We start from the raw sequence: 17,416 nt of genomic DNA on the forward strand, positions 1-17,416 counted from the left end.
CAATCATGACAGATTTATATGTTTACAATACGCTTGCACGTGAAAAACAAAAGTTTGAGCCTATAGACCCAAAGAATGTACGCATGTATGTCTGTGGGCCTACGGTCTATGACTATGCTCATATTGGCAATGCACGCCCTGTTATTGTTTTTGACATGATGTTCAGATTATTAAATCATGTGTATGGGCCTGAGCATGTCACTTATGCTCGGAACTTTACGGATATTGACGACAAAATTATGAAGAGAGCTGTTGAGGAGGGTGTTTCCATAAAAACAATCTCTCGCCGCTATGAAAAAGTCTATACCGAAGATATGGCTACACTGGGTGCCCTAGATCCGTCGCAAACGCCGCGCGCAACTGAGCACTTACCTGAGATGATTAAAATGATGCGCCAGCTCATAGATAAAGGCCATGCATATGAAGCAGAGGGGCACGTTATGTTCCATGTGCCTAGTATGGATAATTATGGACGTCTAAGTGGCCATAGCCGTGATGAACTTGTGGCTGGTGCACGTGTTGAAGTAGCCCCATTCAAGAAAGACCCGGCAGATTTTGTTCTTTGGAAACCATCATCGGAAGATCAAGTCGGCTGGGGCAGTCCTTGGGGCAGAGGAAGACCTGGTTGGCATCTAGAGTGTTCTTGTATGACGGCTAAACATTTGGGTGAAACATTTGATATTCATGGCGGTGGTCAAGACCTCATTTTTCCTCATCATGAGAATGAAATTGCGCAATCAGAATGTACAAATGACAAAGAGTTTGTCCGATACTGGATGCATAATGGCTATCTTACAGTTGATGGGACAAAAATGTCGAAATCTCTTGGCAATTTTCACACTGTACATGACCTTATTGAAGACCATAAGGGCGAAGCTTTGCGAATGTCTTTACTGACGGCGCATTACCGTCAACCTATTGATTTTTCTCATGGATCAGTTAAGGAATGCGAGCGACGGCTGGATAAATGGTATCGCCTCACAGAAAATGTACAGGCATCTACAAATGTACCTGCCTCGGTGATTGATGCGTTATCGGATGACTTGAATTCTCCCAAAGCATTGGCAGCTCTTGATGCACTTGCGACCAATGGTCAGTTAGAAGATTTAAAGGCCGGAGCAATTTTCATGGGCTTTCTCGAAATGTCGAGTGCTGACTGGTTCCAATCTGTGGATATGGATATAGATGTGCTCAATGATCGGATTAAGGCTTATGATGATGCTCGGTCTGAGAAAAATTTCGCCACTGCGGATGCTATTCGCGAAGAGTTGAAAGAACAAGGTATTGCGCTTGAGACAAGTCCATCTGGAACCAAGTGGCGGAAAGCTGACTGATGACTGATCTCGCGCCAGCCATCATCCTTGTTCGCCCTCAGCTTGGTGAAAATATTGGGAAAGCAGCACGGGCCATGCTTAACTTTGGCCTTACAGACATGCGTCTAGTCAGTCCACGAGATGGGTGGCCTAACCCAGATGCTGGACCTGCAGCGAGCGGTGCTGATATGCTATTAGATCAAGCTAAAGTCTTTGAAACTGTGGAAGAGGCCATCGCAGACTGTCGATTGGTATTTGCTACTACCGTCAGAGAAAGAGGCATGGCAAAGTCTGTCGCAACGCCGCGTGAAGCTGCAGCTCAAATACGCCATAAAATACAGAATGGCGAACGATCAGCATACTTGTTTGGCCCAGAACGCTCAGGATTGGCAAATGATGATGTTGCCCTTGCTGATCAAATTTTAACAGTGCCTGTTAATCCTGAATTCGCAAGCCTTAATCTCGCTCAGGCCGTGATTATAGCAGCCTATGAATTTTCTCAGACTATTGACGCAACACCCGCCTACCAGCCAGCCTTTCCAGAAGGGCAAGCAAGTAAAGACTCTTTGCTTGGAATGATCAATCATCTAGAGGTTGAACTGGATAAACGAGGGTATTTCAAATCTGAGGATCGTCGTGCACATCAGCAAAGAATGATCCGAAACATGGTGACCAGCGCAAGTCCAAGCGAACAAGAAGTTCAAAGTTGGCGTGGCATTATCAAGTCCTTAGCACGCCCCCCTAAAGAGACTTAAATAAACTTCTCATTGTACTGTTTTTATATTTTGCTAGGGTGTTTCCTAAGGATTAGGAGGAAGACCATATGGCACTAGATTGGGATGATAGTTATTCAGGCGACTTAAGCTTTTTCAGGTCTGGTCGTACGGATGATCCAGAGTCTGTTGACCTGGCTATCTTAGGAATTCCCTACGATTTAGGGACAACTGGTCGTCCTGGTGCCCGATTTGGTCCCCGTGCGATCCGAGAACAATCTGTCCATGTTGGTGAATTTGAATGGGGCTTGTGGCCTTGGAATTTTGATGTGCGTGACGCGCACAAAGTCAGAGATTTTGGTGACGTTCAAGGCTTTACGGCCTATCCTGACAGACTAACTCCTGTGGTCCATGAAAAAGCAAAATCAATTCTCGCTTCTGGCGCAAATCTATTGTGCCTTGGGGGGGATCATTTTGTGAGCTATCCGCTACTAAAAGCCCATGCAGAAATCCACGGCCCTCTTGCTCTTGTGCATTTTGATGCACATTCAGACACTTGGGTTGATGGGGACCTTAACCACGGGACGATGTTTTATCATGGGATAAGGGAAGGGTGGATAGATTGCTCTCGGTCGATCCATGTTGGTTTAAGAACGCCTAATCCCGAAACACATGGCATCGAAATTATTGACGCCAATGCATGTCTTGAGATGTCTGCTCAAGCAGTGGCGGCAAGAATTAAAGATCGAGTAGGCACTGCGAAAGCCTATCTCACATTCGATATTGATTTCTTGGATCCGGCTTTTGCCCCCGCAACAGGCACCCCTGTCATTGGCGGTCCATCTGTGGCTTATGCGAGGCATGTCCTTGAAGGTTTAGCGGGATTAGATTTTGTTGGGGGTGACCAAGTGGAGGTTGCCCCTCATTATGAAGGGCCGTCACAAATAACGGCCCTTGCTGGAGCAACAATCGCTGCTGATATCTTGTATCTTCTATCTTTGGCACGAAGCCAGAGGCAAGATAAAATTTAGCCTGATACTTGCGAATAGGTTTTATCTAGAGCCTCTCTTGCTTTGGCTATGAGTTCATCAATCTGTTCAGTTGTAATGACGAGTGGGGGGCATAAAATCATCGTATTCCCAACACTGCGCATCACTAATCCACTGTCAAAGCAATGTTCACGACAAATGAATCCAACATTTTCTTCATCCGAATATCGAGCCCGTGTTGTCTTGTCCTTGACCAGTTCAATCGCCCCTAATAACCCCAGTGTTCGCGTCTCACCAACAAGAGGATGATCGTTAAGAAGAGATAGCTGTTCTGAAAAATATGATATTTTTTCATCTTGATCTGGTGTATCTATAAGGCCTTCCCGTTCCATAATTTCAATGTTTTTCAAGCCAACTGCTGTAGCCACTGGGTGGCCAGAATAGGTGAAGCCGTGAACCATTTCCCCTTCTTCTTGACTGATTGTCTCAGCGATGTCCCCGCCGAGTGCAACTGCAGAGAGGGGTTGATACCCTGACGTAAGGCCTTTGGCCATTGTAATGATATCAGGCGTGACCCCGTAATATTCTGACCCAAACCATTTTCCGGTCCGGCCCCAGCCTGTAATTACTTCATCACACCACAATAGTATGCCGTATTTACGACAGAGAGCTTCAACTTTTGTCCAGTAGCCTTCTGGTGGAATGATTAGACCACCCGCTCCCTGTATGGGCTCGCCAATAAAGGCGGCTACATTGTCGGGGCCAATTTCTAATATTTTATCTTCAATGGCTTGTACACAATGATCCCGAAATGCGTCCTCTGTCATCTCTCCTCCATTGTTGTAGTAGTGAGGTGCTGGTCCCACATGGTGGATACCGTCGATAGGGAGGTCATATTTTTCATGCATACCCGAGAGCCCGCAAAGCGATGCAGCAACCGCTGTTGATCCATGATAGGCATTTTCGCGGGCTATAAATTGCTTACGCTGAGGTTGGCCTTTTAAGTTCCAATAATATTTTACCAATTTATAGGCTGTATCCACAGCTTCTGAACCAGAACTAGCAAAGTGTATTTTGCTTATGTCCCCTGGGGTTTTCTCAGCAATTTTTTCTGCTAATCGTGCCACATTAGGATGTGTGGTATAAAAGAAGGTATTATAATAGGATAATTGACGCATTGCCTCAGCTGCGGTTTGGACCATCTCTTCCCGACCTGTGCCGATCTGTGTCGTCCACAGCCCTGCCATGGCATCTAATATTTTATGACCTGAGTCATCATAGATATAACAGCCTTCCGCTCTTGTAATGACACGCGCGCCTTTACGGGCGATGTCTGGATGAGGCATGAAGGGGTGCAAATGGTGTTTTGCATCCAAGTCTTGAATCGTTTTTTCTTGGTCAGTCATCATTCATTCTCTTATACATGAAGCATTAAATATTTCTTTTCCCACGGGCTGAGATAGTTGGCATAATCATCATATTCCATTTCTTTAACTTGAATATAAGTTCTGATGAATTCCGCACCGAAAATTTCTTTCATTGCGTCACTATTACCGAAGTTTTTTAGACCATCTAGATAATGACGCGGCAGAGCACGGCCTCGTGCTTCATAAGCAGAGCCTTTAAACTCTGCAGAGGCCTTTACGCCTTCTTTCATGCCTATATAGCCACAGGCAAGGGAAGCAGCGATTGCTAAGTAAGGATTGACGTCAGAGCCAGCAATTCGATTCTCAATTCGACGAGATTCAGGTGCACCAGAAGGAACCCGAAGTCCGACAGAACGATTTTCTCTCCCCCAATGTGTATTGGTCGGGCAGGACCAACCAGATCCAAAGCGAATGTAGCTATTCACGTAAGGGGCGAGGAGTGGTAGGCAATTTGATAAATGCTTTTGTAAGCCACCAATGTAGGATGTAAATAAGGGAGTATCGCTGCCATCGTCTTTTGAAAAGATATTTTTCCCTGTTTGTAAATCAACCACAGATTGGTGAATATGCATAGCAGAGCCAAAAGTTTCTGGATAAGGACTCGCCATAAAGCTCGCAAACATTTCATGGTGTAGAGCCACTTGACGAATAATGCGCTTAAAGAGAAAGCTTTGATCTGCAACTTTTAAAGCATCTCCGTGAATTACATTAAATTCATACTGCCCTTGACCGCCTTCATGGATCAGAGTGTCTACATCAATATTTTGATCTTCGCATGCATTATAAATGTCATCAAAATAAGAGGCGAATTCATCAAGGCTATCAATAGAATAGGGGCTTGTGCCCACGTCTCTCCTGCCGGACATGCCGACGGGGGGGCGTGGATCGGCTGTGACAGTTTCTTGTTTTTCCAATAGATAGAATTCAAATTCAGGGGCAACAATTGGCTGCCAACCTTCATCATGATAAAGTTTTATGACTTTTTGCAATATTTCGCGGGGAGCAAAATGGACTGGCGTACCATCTTCATATTCACTGGCGCAGATGACACTGGCAGTTGGCTCACTCTGCCAAGGTGTTTTACAAATGGTGGTGAGATCTGGGACAAGGATAATATCTTGTTCGGTTTCTTGCATATCATCATTCAAGGCAAAATCACCGTGAACTGTCATGCCAAAAAGAGTTTCTGGCAACCGTAGACTGCGTGTTTGAATATCATCGATGAATTTTTGACGGGGCATTGATTTCCCGCGAGCGATTCCGGCGACATCAGCCACCATACATTCTATATCATCGATATTATTGGCCTTAAGCCATTGATTTACTTCTTCGATGCTTTTGGCATCTGTCATAACACACCTATCAAGACCTGTTACCAGTGCCTTGTCCTTGTTTTTGTGTTTTTCTAAAACGGATTAATTAATCGTTTCATCTTTTTTAACCATTAAGCGTTGTTGTTGCGTATAGTATCGGCCTCTGAACCAGTGTTCGTCAAGTTCAGAAGCGATTTTTATTGTGCAGACTTTTTTGAACTTTCGTCTTGTTCTTCTTCGTGCCACTTGAATAAATTCATTTCAATAAAGAAGAAAGCCAAAATCCAGAGTACTGCATCTTGAAAGTCTAAGTAATTTCCAAACACCCACCAATAGCCAGCACAGACAAAAAGAACCACATAGAGAACCAATTTCACATAGAGGTTAGTCCTGTAAAACCCATCGGTTAGGCGCCCCATCAATTGTAGTAAGACGTCAATTTGCAATAAAACCACGATCAGCAGCCATGAACCTGCATTCACAACATCAGTCATAATTAATCTTTTAAGTAGGATGAAGATATTGTCATCAGCGATCATGCCAAATTTTTCTTGAATATAAAGGGGTGCTGTAGCGGTGCTGCAGTTAGCTGCGGTGAGCTCTACATATTCGTTCAACTCAAGAGCAATAGCTGTCACATTTGACCCGATCAGGGTGCAAGCATCTGTCACTTCTGTAAATTCAAACTGATAGATCATCAGCATTTGTTCAAAATACCCTAAAAAAGCAAGAGTGATACTTGTGTAGCATAGGGCGTAAATGGGGCGGATAATCCATTTTACCTTGTCATAAAAGTCATCATCTTCAATGACATAGGTTTCTAATTCGAATAGCATTAACAAGACATACCAAGCCAAGGTGTCGATAAATTGAGGATATGCCTGATACAAATTTGAAAAACTTATACCGTCTTTAAATGTAAACTGTGCTGCTTGATGATCCTCGATGAAGAAAGCGATGACACTATAAAGAAGCAAAATATAGATGATATATTTGAACAGTTGAAAGTAGCGTTCTTTCATTGTCATTTTCTGATGAAGAGTACTTGTCATAATTCCACTTTATCTCTGAAGCTTAACTTGTATCCGGCAATAATTTACAGTAATGATTTAACAATTAAACATTTTTTTGTTTGATTGTATAACTTTCTAATAAAAATTTTGTGGTGAGGGTAATAAGTGTCTAATTCTTTTGAAATTGAAGTGCAGGAATTTCTATCAAAGAATGCAGATATAGATACTGTTGATGTCATAATTTCTGACATGAATGGCATTTTCCGCGTCAAAAAAACAACGTTGGAGTCGTTGGAAAAACTTTCCAAGGATAAATTTTTTCTGTCATCCTCTGTTAGCTTTCTCTCCACGACAGGCGATAGTTTAGAGTGTACTTTCCGAGATTTGGGCGCGGATCCTGACAGATTATGCCGACCAGTTCTCGGAAGCTTAAAAAGAGTACCTTGGCAAAAGCATCCTACAGCTCAAGTCCAAATATATATGTGTGAGCTTGATGGCAGCCCTTGGTTTGCTGAAAGCCGCTCTCTGTTAAAGAAACAAATAGACTTACTCTCAAAACAAGGGCTAACTGCCACTGCTGCATATGAGTATGAGTTTTATCTCTTTGAGCCAAGTCTGAGTCCGCCCCAAGTGAAACATGCACCAAACGGCATGCCTGAGGCGTTCGGAGACAACTATCTTAATGCAGATATCCAAATGGATTTTGATGCCGTACTACAAGATATAAAGAAAGCCTGTGTGGTTCAGGATATCCCAGTCGACGGTATTATCACTGAATGCGCGAATGGACAATTTGAAGTGAATTTACACCATGTTTCAGATCCCATGAGTGCTGCCGATTATGCGTTGTTATTAAAACGTGTAATTAGAAATGTGGCTCAGCAACACGACATGTTAGCATCTTTTATGGCAAAACCTCTTGCAGGCCACACCGGTAGTGGCATGCACCTACATCTGAGTCTGTGTGATCAAGGCGGGCAGAATATTTTCGCGGATGATGAGGGGGATACGCTTCTAAGATATGGTATCGGCGGACTTTTAGATGTCATGGAAGATGGCCTGGCACTTCTGGCTCCTAACGCGAATAGTTACAGACGTTTCGACCCTGATATGTATGTTCCAATGCATAAAAGTTGGGGCCTGAACAATCGTCGAGTGGCCATAAGGGTGCCACTCTCTGATACAAAGAATAAACGCTTTGAATATCGAATTGCTGGGGCTGATGCTAATCCATATCATCTGATGACGATCGTTCTTTCTGGTGTAATGCATGGCTTTAATAATAAGATACAACCTATTGAAGCAATAAATGAATTTGACGATGTGATTGAGAGAATCCCTCTACCTGTCCGGTGGTTTACTGCTCTTGAAATTTATCAGAGGAGTGAATTTATGAAAGAAATTTTGGGGGAGCGGTTTCACGAGTTATATCATCGTATAAGGAAACAAGAAGAGGCTGAAACACATCAAGATTTTGCCTCACTAGAATATTCAAAATATTTAAGAATTTTATAAAGGCGTGGGGGCCTCAGTATGCAATATAAAGATAGTATTCATTCTAACGATTTATCAGATTCCTATTATTCAGCTTATCGGCGGGACATCGACATGTTTGACCGGCTTGAGGGGGCTGTAGATGTCGATGTTGCTATTGTCGGGGCTGGTTTTTCAGGTATCTCAGCGGCTCTACAATTGGCTGAAAAAGGGTTTAAAGTAGTCGTTCTTGAACAAAATCAAGTTGGATGGGGTGCGTCGGGGCGAAACGGTGGCCAATTAATTGGCGGCTACGGTCAAGATTTAGCAAATTATGAGGACATTAAAAACACCTTTGGCTCTGATAATGCCAAAGCAGTTTTTGATATGGGGATTGAATGCGTCGATATCGTCTCTGACGTAATAGAAAAATATAACATCGATTGTGATCTGAAGTGGGGCTATTTAGATGCTGCAATGAAGAAATCAGAACTGAAAGAGCTACAGGAGACTGCCGAGACCATGGAACGTCTTGGGTATCCGCATAAAATGCAGTGTTACACAGATAAAAGCTCCTTGAAAGAGGTGATAGATAGCAACCAGTATATGGGCGGCCTTGTTAATATGGGCTGGGGGCATCTTCAACCTTTAGATTTGGTGAGAGGCGAAGCGAGAGCCGCTCAACGTTTAGGGGTTAAAATCTATGAAGAAATTGAAGTAATCGAGATTGAGCGCGGTGATCGAGTCTCCTTGAAAACGAGAAAAGGGCAAGTTTCCGCAGCTCAAGTGATTGTGGCGGGCAATGCTTATCTTGGTAAATTAGAACCCAAGTTGGCGGCCAGAGTTTTGCCCGCTGGCAGTTATATTATTGCCACTGAACGCCTTGAACCTGAGGTTATTAATCGCTTGATGCCTGCTGACTATGCGGTCTGTGATCAACGATGGGCTCTTGATTATTTTAGAATGTCCGCAGACGGCCGTTTGTTGTTTGGGGGGCTTGCAAATTATTCTGCAAGGCATCCAGCTTCTATCAAGAAAGCTCTTTTACCCAATATGCTTAAAGTCTTTCCACAGCTTGATGATGTTCGTATCGATTATGAATGGGGTGGTTATATAGGTATCGGACTCAATCGCATTCCACAAGTTGGTCAACTTGATCATAATATTTATTATGCTCAAGCTTATAGTGGCCACGGCGTTGCTCCGACTCATATGTCAGCCCGCCTAATTACTGAAGCCATATCAGGTGATAAATCTCGCTTTGATATCATGGCAAAAGTCAGACACAAAGCTTTTCCCGGCGGACGTCTTTTCCGTCAACCTCTGCTCGCTGCAGGGATGTCCTTTTACAAATTTAGAGATATGATCGGGTTGTAACATGACGCAGGCCAAGTCCTCGCCAAAAATGGAAGATGTCGATGTCCGTAAATTTCTCAAACGGGGCTATGATGCTTTTAATTCTGGCTCCTTAGAGCAGGCTATTCAGTGTGCAAAACTTGTTCTGAAATACCGACCTGATGTTGCTGAAGCACATTTTCTCGTTGGTCTATTATCTCTTGAGCAGAAGAAATATAATATGGCTTCCAAGGCCTTTCAAACAGTGACGAATCTTAACCCTCAATCGTCTGCAGGATATGCGCAGTTGGCACGGGTTTTTGTTATCATGGGTCAGTATAATAACGCTCAGCTTGCGCTCGATACTTTTGAAAGCTTACCTGTATCTGAAGCCAATGTCATGGATATCGCTGGTACGGCTTATTCTTTGACAGGGCGCCAAGATAAAGCTGTTACTTGGTATACAAAAGCAATTGACACTGAAGCCCGGCCCTTGTTTAAATTAAATAGAGCCAAAGCGCTCATGTTTACAGGGGATTTTGGTCAAGCAAGGCGCGATTTAGACGAAATAATTCAAACAAACCCCGAAGCCGGCATGCCGCATTGGATGCTCTCCCGCCTGTCAAAGGCCCAAGATAAAGGTCATATTGAACAGATGCTGCCTCTCGCACAGAGTTTGGATAATTGCAGTGTTGACGCACCCTTTCTATGGTATGGGCTAGGCAAAGAATATGAAGATCTTGAGGAATGGGACTCTGCTATTCAGGCATATAAACGGGGTGCGATCGCACAACGGTCCCAAATTGCCTATGATGAAGAGGTCGAAAGAGAGCTTTTTAAAGCCTTGCATAAGACCTTCACTGCGGAATGGTTCAGTAGCAAACGGGGAGAGGGGGTTACAACCAAAGCGCCGATATTCATTATCGGCCAACCTCGAACGGGAACAACCCTAGTTGAGCGCATTCTAAGTGCTCACAATGATGTTCATTCTGCGGGTGAATTACAACAGTTTAGATTGGCATTAAGACAAATTACAAATGTCAACAGCCCCCATGTTATGGATGCCACTGTAATAGACGCAGCTAAGGATATGGATGTTACAGAACTGGGGCAGCTATATTTAGACACCAGTCAGTCCATGCGAGGCGATAAACTGCATTTTGTTGATAAATTGCCAGTTAATTATATGTATGCACCTCTAATTGCTGCGGCTTTGCCAGGTGCAAAATTTATACATTTGGTTCGTGGTGCTGAGGACAGTTGCGTTTCTAGTTTTAAACAACTGTTTGCAGATGCATATGCGCATTCTTATGATCTTGAAGAAATGGCCCGACATCACCTTCGGTATCGTCGTTTGATGGACCAGTGGAGGCATGTTCTCGGAGGAAGGATGTTCGAGATCTCCTATGAATCTCTCGTTCAAGATGTGGAAAAGCATGCTCAAGATCTCATTAAATTTGTTGGTTTAGAGTGGGAAGAGGCTTGTTTAGACTTTCATACTCAAAAAGCGGCAGTTACAACTGCAAGTGCGGCACAGGTAAGAGAAAAAGCTCACACCAATTCAGTCGAAAGGTGGCGGCGATTTGAGCAGCACCTTGAGCCGATGTTGACTATTTTGTCACAGTCTGATGTGCATAAAGGCTAAAAATAATAATTCGTATAAAATATTATTGTAAGTTTCTTTCTACTTGATAATGTTTTCATTATAGGAAGTCTTATAATATTTAGGGGAATATGATGGCTCAACTCTCAATAAAGAAATTTGGTTTATACGCTGGTGTTTCAGTTTATGCACTGGCACAAACAAGCCCTGTATTAGCACAGGATTCAGATGAATTGATGCTAGAAGAGATAGTGGTGACAGCTCAGAAAAGAAGTGAAAATGTTTCTGATGTACCGCTTTCTATCTCGGCCTTTGATGGGAATTTTACAAAACGCACAAATCTTGATGATGTGAAGGATTTGATTAAATTTTCACCAGGTTTCGCTGGCAACACCAAAGATAGTTTTATTGATTATGTGAATGTACGAGGTATCTCGACCAATGATTTTGGTGTGGGGACAGATCCATCAGTGGCTTTCTTTAAAAATGGATTTTATCAAGGCCGCAACGGGGCTGTTGTTACATCAATGTATGATATGGAACGGGCAGAGATTATGCGCGGACCTCAAGGTTTTCTCTTTGGACGGTCTGCTATTGCAGGGGCAATAAGTGTCCATACATCTAAGCCAAAAATTGGTGAATTTAGCGGGTATATTGAAGGCGGTATCGGGGAGCGCGGAATCTTTGAGGGTGAAAGCTCTTTTAACATTCCTGTTTCCGATCAATTTGCTGTTCGCATTGCTGGATATGCAAGCAAAGAGAATGGCTATCTCGAAAATGTAAAGAAGCCAAACAATAAAGACCGTGGTCATCACGGAAAAGGCGCTCTTCGACTGTCTGCCCTTTATGAAGGGGAAGGTTGGGACGCAACGCTTGTCTTAGAAGGTGAAGAGCGGAAGCAGTCAGGCTCAGTTTATCATCCTATAGAAGGCGATGAAACCCTAGAGCTCTATAAGGAGATCTTTCCAGGCGTAGATTTTACAACATTTAACGATGAACGTAAATTTAACGCCAGTGAAAGCCTCGGGAATGATGATAACAGCAGCATACTTTCTGCGACGGCGACCATCAACTATCAGTTAGATGGTGCGTTGCTCACATCAATGACAGGTTATAAGCGGCATGATTATCAATATGCAGAAGACTTTGGGGGTTTACCTGTTGCGACCAATAGCTACAAACAGACTCAATATGGAGATTACTTCGAACAAGAACTGCGCCTTGTAGGGGAGACAGATGGGGATCTTGATTGGTATGCAGGGGTCTCTTATTTTGATGAGAAGATTAGAACAAGATTCTCTCAGCAGGCGAACGAGAATGCAATCTGCGGCTATTACTATTATTACTATTATGGAACGCGCACTTGTAAGCAACTTTTTGAGTATTGGGAATATCCAGAATTTTCTGCATCAGATAAACACTTGTTTGAAGTGAATCGCGTCGAAGGTGATTACAGTGGATGGAGCGCTTACGCTGATCTAACTTACGCAGCCTCTGAGATGTTGGATTATAGTTTTGGCCTTCGCTATTCGAAAGAGACCAAAGACTTTGCGATGCGCGCTTATCCTGTCGCATCAGAACTTGGTCCTTGGTACTCAATTGGGTTTACAACAGATGGTTATATCTCTGACAGTCGCTCATGGGATGCTTTCACGCCTCGGTTTACGGCGCGCTATCGCCCTAACGACGATGTGATGCTTTTTGCAAGCATTTCTCGTGGTTACAAAGCTGGGGGCTTCAATAGTTTTGGTGCAAACCTTATAGATGCAGACGAAGATCTAATCGCGGATGCTGGCTCGACACCACAGTCTTTTGATGCTGAAAAAGTCTGGTCTTATGAAGTGGGCTATAAAGCAACATTAATGAACAGTCGCTTGAAAGTGGATGGTTCTCTTTATCATTATAACTATAAAGACTTACAGACGGTTATTTATGACCCTACGGCTTTTGTGGTGAATGTAGGTAAGGTAAAAGCTACAGGTTTTGAGGGATCTGCTCAGATGATTGTGACAGAGAACTTTGATCTCTTTGCAACGATTTCTTATAACAAAAATAAATTCTCAGGTGCTGAATCTATAGAGCCAGGCAGTACAGGCAATCGACTTCCTGGTATGCCTAAGTGGACAACGTCTGGCGTTGCAAGATATCACACCGATATTGCTGATCAGGGTGAGTTATCTGTTTCTCTAGATTGGCGTGCACAAACACAGACATTTGGCGGATTGGCAAATGAAGGACTGGGAACTGTTTCTGGCTGGTCGGATTTTTCTTTCAGGGTTGGGTTTGAATCAGATGCTGGCTGGGAAGTAACAGCTTACGTAGAAAATCTCTTTGATAAGATATACTTTGACGGGGCGGAAGAGAATGATGATTTTATTCCAGGTCATTATTTTGGAATGAGCAGACCGAGAACTGTGGGCATTAGTTTTAGCATGCCATTCGGGGATTAGGTCAAGTTGATTAGAAGGATGCTTTTTCTTCAATAATTAAATTAAAGGCCAGCTTATCGCTGGCCTTTTTGTTTTGGCATTGTTCCTTGGTTTAAATTTTGTCTGGACCTGGTGCAGCATCCTCAGTGAAGGCGTTAAGTCCGATGATCGTATACGTATCTTTTAGACCGGGGGCTGTCTGAACCTTGCTATTCACAAAGCGCCCAATTTCTTGATCGTCGCTTAATGTGAATTGGGCGAGCAAGTCGTACTGTCCGGATGTGGAATAAACACTTCTGACTTCTTCAACTTCGTCTGCAAGGTAAGCTGCAACATCATAGGTTCTACCAAGTTCACATTTTATTTGGACAAATACGGTTTTCATAACAGACCTCACATTTTTGCTTTGTTACTCAATTGGCATGGTTAGTATCATAATAGCTGTCACTCTTAAAGAGTAGTTTATAAATCGAATCCATTTTAGGGTAATTTCAACCAGCGATCATCACAGAGTCATAGGAACCTGCTCATTCCAAAAAACAACAAAAGCGGCGGACTTTCTCTTAACCAGCAGAAATTGTTTGCATTTTTAGAAATTAGGGACATTATAAACCATCTGTGAGAGGGAAACTGAATAGCGTTAAGATAATGGTAACGTTTTGTTAATCAATTTTAGCTTAATGTCTATTTAGATAATACAATAATTAGGGAATTACTGTGTCTCAATCTGAATCTGTATATACACTGCCTGCAGTGTTGGACCTACTTTGTGTGGAAAGTCTACATGAGACGTGTTCACGATTGTTGGACAATGATTGTGATGTCACACTCGATACTTCAGATGTTGTTCGAATTACGACATCTGCAATTCAAGTGTTATATGCCCTCTCTCTTTCTTTGCAAAAGCGCGGAAACCAATTACACATAATAAATCTTAACGATACAGTTAAAGAAGCATTCAAGATGATCGGTCTTGAAAATAATCTGAGTGAATGGAGTTAACTAATGGCAAAAAAGGTACTAGCTGTTGATGATAGTAAGACAATGCGAGACATGGTGTCTTTTACTTTATCAGGCGCAGGATTTGAAGTCATTCTAGCAGAAGACGGGGCGCATGCCTTGTCTGTTCTAAATGGCCAGTCGGTTGATTTGGTTATTACGGACGTGAATATGCCGAATATGAATGGAATTGAGCTTGTTGGTAAGCTTCGAGAGAATCCACTCTATAAAACAGTGCCCATTCTGATTTTAACGACAGAATCTGATGACTCTATCAAAGGCCAAGGCCGTGCTGCTGGCGCTACTGGCTGGATTGTTAAGCCTTTTGTGCCCGATAAACTTCTTAAAGTTGTTGCGAAAGTATGCCCCTAGTAGATAACCCCACCCAAGCTGAAAGATCAAATTAATGCTGCCATCTATGCAAGATGATCCATTTTATCAGTTCAAAGTCACATTCTTTGAAGAGTGTGATGAATTACTGGGAAATATGGAATCCTATCTTACTGACCTTGAAGAAGGGGATCATGACAGCGAGCTTTTAAATGCAATATTTCGGGTTGTGCATTCTATTAAAGCAGGGGCTGGTGCTTTTTCTTTCGAGCGTATGGTTAATTTTACGCATAGATTTGAATTCCTCTTAGATAAATTGAGAGATGGATCAATGACTGTGGATGATACAATCGTCCGCGTTCTCTTTGATAGTAATGACGTGTTGGTCGATCTAGTAGATTTTGCGCGAAATGGTGCTGAAACACCCAGAGAATTTGGGGCGCATGAGCTGGCTAAGATTGAAGCGCTCATTAATGGTGAGTCTCTTCCTGAGGAGGGGGCGTTGCCAGCAGCCGCAGGATCAGCTGTACCAGAAGTCGAGGGGGAAAAGTCTAAGGCAGGCACTGATGCAGGATCCAAAGTTTTTGAAATTGATTTTTCTCCTAAGCCTTCTCTCTTTCAACATGCGAATGAACCTTTGCTAATTATCCGTGAACTCTCAGGCCTTGGAGATCTTAAGGTTAGCTTGGATAGTTCTATGATTCCCGAACTCCATGTGATGGAACCGGAAAAAAGTTATTTCACATGGACGTTTGAACTGAATACAGAAGCCTCACGAGATGATATTGATGAAGTCTTTGAATTCGTTGTTGATGACTGTGACCTTACAATTGTTGAAAAGGATTGCACAGGAAAAATAACAGGCGTTGATGTGACGGCTGCAAGTGATTTAGGCGATGATGACTTTGGCTTCTTTGTGAATGAAGAGGATCTTCCAGGCAATCAGGCTTCCTCCAATCAGTCTGCAGAACCCACAGTGGATCAAGAGGACGATGATGATTTTGGCTTCTTCGTTGATGTGGATGCAGGTGAAGTTGAGGCTGGTGTCCAGACAAATGATGAAAATTCTAAGTCTTATAAAGCAGATAGCTTGCCGGTGGAAGCGCCTGCTTCCTCTGAGGCGACTGCGTCAGTAAAGCAGTCCTCTATGCCACAGGCTCCAGTGCCTCAGACAGCAAATGCGCCCGTTGCCGAAAAACCTACTTCTGTGGCAAAAGTCAGCTCAATTCGAGTGGATATTGACCGAGTTGATAAGCTTGTCAATATGGTCGGCGAGATTGTAATCACGCACTCTATGCTCGCTTCGGAACTGACAGTTTTACAAGAAGACCGTCAGACCTCCCTTGGCAGTGGTATCGAAGAAATGTCAATGCATATCCGTGAATTGCAAGATAATGTGATGGCCATTCGCATGCAGCCCGTGAAATCTGTTTTCTCGCGGATGCCACGAATTGTACGGGATGTATCAAAAAAATTGGATAAAAAAGTTAAATTGGTCACTGAGGGCGAGAATACAGAAGTCGATAAAACTGTTGTTGAAGAACTTGCTGATCCATTGACGCATATGATTAGAAACTCTCTAGATCATGGCCTTGAAACCCCTGACGAGCGCATTGCAGCCGGAAAGCCTGCAGAGGGGAAAATTCTTCTGTCTGCTGAACATAGAGGGGGGCGTATTGTCATCACTATTGCTGATGATGGGCGCGGTATAAACAGACCGAAGGTTCTTGAATTGGCAAAAGAGAAGGGTGTTGTTGAAGAGTCTCAAGTGCTTTCTGATGAGGAAATTGACAACCTAATCTTTGCACCCGGCTTCTCGACTGCAGACGAAGTGACGGACCTATCTGGCCGTGGAGTAGGAATGGACGTTGTGCGCCGGAATATACAGTCTTTAGGCGGGCGCGTATCGGTCGTGAGTGAACCTGGTGTAGGATCGCGATTCCAGTTAACTTTGCCTCTCACTTTGGCAGTGCTCGATGGTATGGTTGTTGGTGTTGGAGAGCAAAAATTTGTTATTCCAATCAATAATATCATTGAAACATTACGCCCAGAGAAAGAAGCAATAAAAACGCTTGTTGACGGCACGCATGTGATTAAAGTTCGAGGTGAATATATTCGTCTTGTGGAGACAAGAAAGACTTTTTCTGTGCTGAATGCTGAGACAGATTTAAGTAAAAATCTTGTTGTTCTTGTGGAGGCTGATGGCGATAGAACCATCGGTATCGTCGTCGACAAATTATCAGGACAACAGCAAGTTGTGATTAAGTCTTTAGAGGCTAATTTTGGACGTGTTGAAGGCATAGCCTCCGCTACAATTCTAGGGAACGGTAGTGTATGCCTCATTCTTGATATTGATGGGCTAGCGGATATGGATAGTTCAAATCAATCCGACACAGCTCACTATTTAAAATCAAATATGCTATCGAGCGGAATTTCATCTGACGTTTCAGAGAATGAAGCAGCGCAGTGAGTGTATTGA

At 43.2% G+C, this 17,416-nt stretch carries 14 protein-coding genes; 10 read left to right on the forward strand and 4 right to left on the reverse strand.

Annotation, left to right across the window (positions count from 1 at the left end; all coding sequences use genetic code 11):
* Positions 1-5: 5 nt before the first annotated feature.
* The 3 genes from cysS (at position 6) to speB (ending at position 3,057) form a co-directional block, all read left to right on the forward strand.
* Complete coding sequence (gene cysS, locus QGN29_RS11055) at positions 6-1,334, forward strand: cysteine--tRNA ligase (protein ID WP_310797921.1); 1,329 nt, start codon at positions 6-8, stop codon at positions 1,332-1,334.
* Positions 1,334-2,068, forward strand: coding sequence for an RNA methyltransferase (locus QGN29_RS11060; protein WP_310797922.1), 735 nt, complete (start codon positions 1,334-1,336; stop codon positions 2,066-2,068). The genes cysS and QGN29_RS11060 overlap by 1 nt, the downstream gene beginning before the upstream one ends.
* A 68-nt stretch (positions 2,069-2,136) precedes the next feature.
* Entirely contained in the window at positions 2,137-3,057 is a 921-nt protein-coding gene (gene speB, locus QGN29_RS11065) for an agmatinase (RefSeq protein WP_310797923.1), read from the forward strand.
* On the opposite strand, the gene QGN29_RS11070 is transcribed toward speB, so the two are convergent.
* From QGN29_RS11070 to QGN29_RS11080, 3 genes are all read right to left on the reverse strand, one after another.
* Positions 3,054-4,424: an aminotransferase gene (locus QGN29_RS11070; protein WP_310797924.1), complete on the reverse strand. Its 1,371-nt coding sequence runs from the start codon at positions 4,422-4,424 to the stop codon at positions 3,054-3,056. The genes speB and QGN29_RS11070 overlap by 4 nt on opposite strands.
* Positions 4,425-4,432: 8 nt before the next feature.
* Entirely contained in the window at positions 4,433-5,794 is a 1,362-nt protein-coding gene (locus tag QGN29_RS11075) for a glutamine synthetase family protein (protein ID WP_310797925.1), read from the reverse strand.
* 158 nt (positions 5,795-5,952) lie between these two features.
* A complete protein-coding gene (locus tag QGN29_RS11080; RefSeq protein WP_310797926.1) occupies positions 5,953-6,807 on the reverse strand; it encodes a hypothetical protein in 855 nt (284 codons plus the stop codon).
* A 126-nt stretch (positions 6,808-6,933) separates the two neighbouring features.
* On the opposite strand from QGN29_RS11080, the gene QGN29_RS11085 reads away from it, so the two are divergent.
* The 4 genes from QGN29_RS11085 (at position 6,934) to QGN29_RS11100 (ending at position 13,629) form a co-directional block, all read left to right on the forward strand.
* The gene (locus tag QGN29_RS11085; RefSeq protein WP_310797927.1) at positions 6,934-8,283 is read left to right on the forward strand and encodes a glutamine synthetase family protein; all 1,350 of its coding nucleotides are present in this window, start codon (positions 6,934-6,936) and stop codon (positions 8,281-8,283) included.
* An 18-nt stretch (positions 8,284-8,301) separates the two neighbouring features.
* On the forward strand, positions 8,302-9,618 hold the full coding sequence (locus QGN29_RS11090) for an NAD(P)/FAD-dependent oxidoreductase (protein WP_310797928.1): 1,317 nt from the start codon (positions 8,302-8,304) through the stop codon (positions 9,616-9,618).
* A 1-nt stretch (position 9,619) separates the two neighbouring features.
* Positions 9,620-11,221 (forward strand): tetratricopeptide repeat-containing sulfotransferase family protein, encoded by a 1,602-nt coding sequence (locus QGN29_RS11095; protein ID WP_310797929.1) that lies wholly within the window; start codon positions 9,620-9,622, stop codon positions 11,219-11,221.
* Positions 11,222-11,313: 92 nt separating this feature from the next.
* Positions 11,314-13,629: a TonB-dependent receptor gene (locus QGN29_RS11100; protein WP_310797930.1), complete on the forward strand. Its 2,316-nt coding sequence runs from the start codon at positions 11,314-11,316 to the stop codon at positions 13,627-13,629.
* A 91-nt stretch (positions 13,630-13,720) separates the two neighbouring features.
* Here QGN29_RS11100 and QGN29_RS11105 read toward each other — a convergent pair whose 3' ends face one another.
* Positions 13,721-13,993, reverse strand: coding sequence for an Lrp/AsnC ligand binding domain-containing protein (locus QGN29_RS11105; protein WP_310797931.1), 273 nt, complete (start codon positions 13,991-13,993; stop codon positions 13,721-13,723).
* A 332-nt stretch (positions 13,994-14,325) separates the two neighbouring features.
* On the opposite strand from QGN29_RS11105, the gene QGN29_RS11110 reads away from it, so the two are divergent.
* Genes QGN29_RS11110 through QGN29_RS11120 form a run of 3 tightly spaced genes read left to right on the forward strand, consistent with a single transcriptional unit; the run spans position 14,326 to position 17,407 of the window.
* Positions 14,326-14,610: an STAS domain-containing protein gene (locus QGN29_RS11110; RefSeq protein ID WP_310797932.1), complete on the forward strand. Its 285-nt coding sequence runs from the start codon at positions 14,326-14,328 to the stop codon at positions 14,608-14,610.
* 3 nt (positions 14,611-14,613) lie between these two features.
* Positions 14,614-14,979: a response regulator gene (locus tag QGN29_RS11115; RefSeq protein WP_310797933.1), complete on the forward strand. Its 366-nt coding sequence runs from the start codon at positions 14,614-14,616 to the stop codon at positions 14,977-14,979.
* 34 nt (positions 14,980-15,013) lie between these two features.
* Positions 15,014-17,407, forward strand: coding sequence for a chemotaxis protein CheA (locus QGN29_RS11120; RefSeq protein WP_310797934.1), 2,394 nt, complete (start codon positions 15,014-15,016; stop codon positions 17,405-17,407).
* Positions 17,408-17,416 lie beyond the last annotated feature (9 nt).

The organism is Temperatibacter marinus (genome assembly GCF_031598375.1).
GTDB classification, from domain to species: domain Bacteria; phylum Pseudomonadota; class Alphaproteobacteria; order Sphingomonadales; family Kordiimonadaceae; genus Temperatibacter; species Temperatibacter marinus.

What these genes read in the sequence shown, in the direction of transcription:
- cysS (WP_310797921.1), top strand. Translation starts at nt 6, where the DNA reads ATGACAGATTTATATGTTTACAATACGCTTGCACGTGAAAAACAAAAG.
- QGN29_RS11060 (WP_310797922.1), top strand. Translation starts at nt 1,334, where the DNA reads ATGACTGATCTCGCGCCAGCCATCATCCTTGTTCGCCCTCAGCTTGGT.
- speB (WP_310797923.1), top strand. Translation starts at nt 2,137, where the DNA reads ATGGCACTAGATTGGGATGATAGTTATTCAGGCGACTTAAGCTTTTTC.
- QGN29_RS11070 (WP_310797924.1), bottom strand. Translation starts at nt 4,424, where the DNA reads ATGATGACTGACCAAGAAAAAACGATTCAAGACTTGGATGCAAAACAC.
- QGN29_RS11075 (WP_310797925.1), bottom strand. Translation starts at nt 5,794, where the DNA reads ATGACAGATGCCAAAAGCATCGAAGAAGTAAATCAATGGCTTAAGGCC.
- QGN29_RS11080 (WP_310797926.1), bottom strand. Translation starts at nt 6,807, where the DNA reads ATGACAAGTACTCTTCATCAGAAAATGACAATGAAAGAACGCTACTTT.
- QGN29_RS11090 (WP_310797928.1), top strand. Translation starts at nt 8,302, where the DNA reads ATGCAATATAAAGATAGTATTCATTCTAACGATTTATCAGATTCCTAT.
- QGN29_RS11095 (WP_310797929.1), top strand. Translation starts at nt 9,620, where the DNA reads ATGACGCAGGCCAAGTCCTCGCCAAAAATGGAAGATGTCGATGTCCGT.
- QGN29_RS11100 (WP_310797930.1), top strand. Translation starts at nt 11,314, where the DNA reads ATGGCTCAACTCTCAATAAAGAAATTTGGTTTATACGCTGGTGTTTCA.
- QGN29_RS11105 (WP_310797931.1), bottom strand. Translation starts at nt 13,993, where the DNA reads ATGAAAACCGTATTTGTCCAAATAAAATGTGAACTTGGTAGAACCTAT.
- QGN29_RS11115 (WP_310797933.1), top strand. Translation starts at nt 14,614, where the DNA reads ATGGCAAAAAAGGTACTAGCTGTTGATGATAGTAAGACAATGCGAGAC.
- QGN29_RS11120 (WP_310797934.1), top strand. Translation starts at nt 15,014, where the DNA reads ATGCTGCCATCTATGCAAGATGATCCATTTTATCAGTTCAAAGTCACA.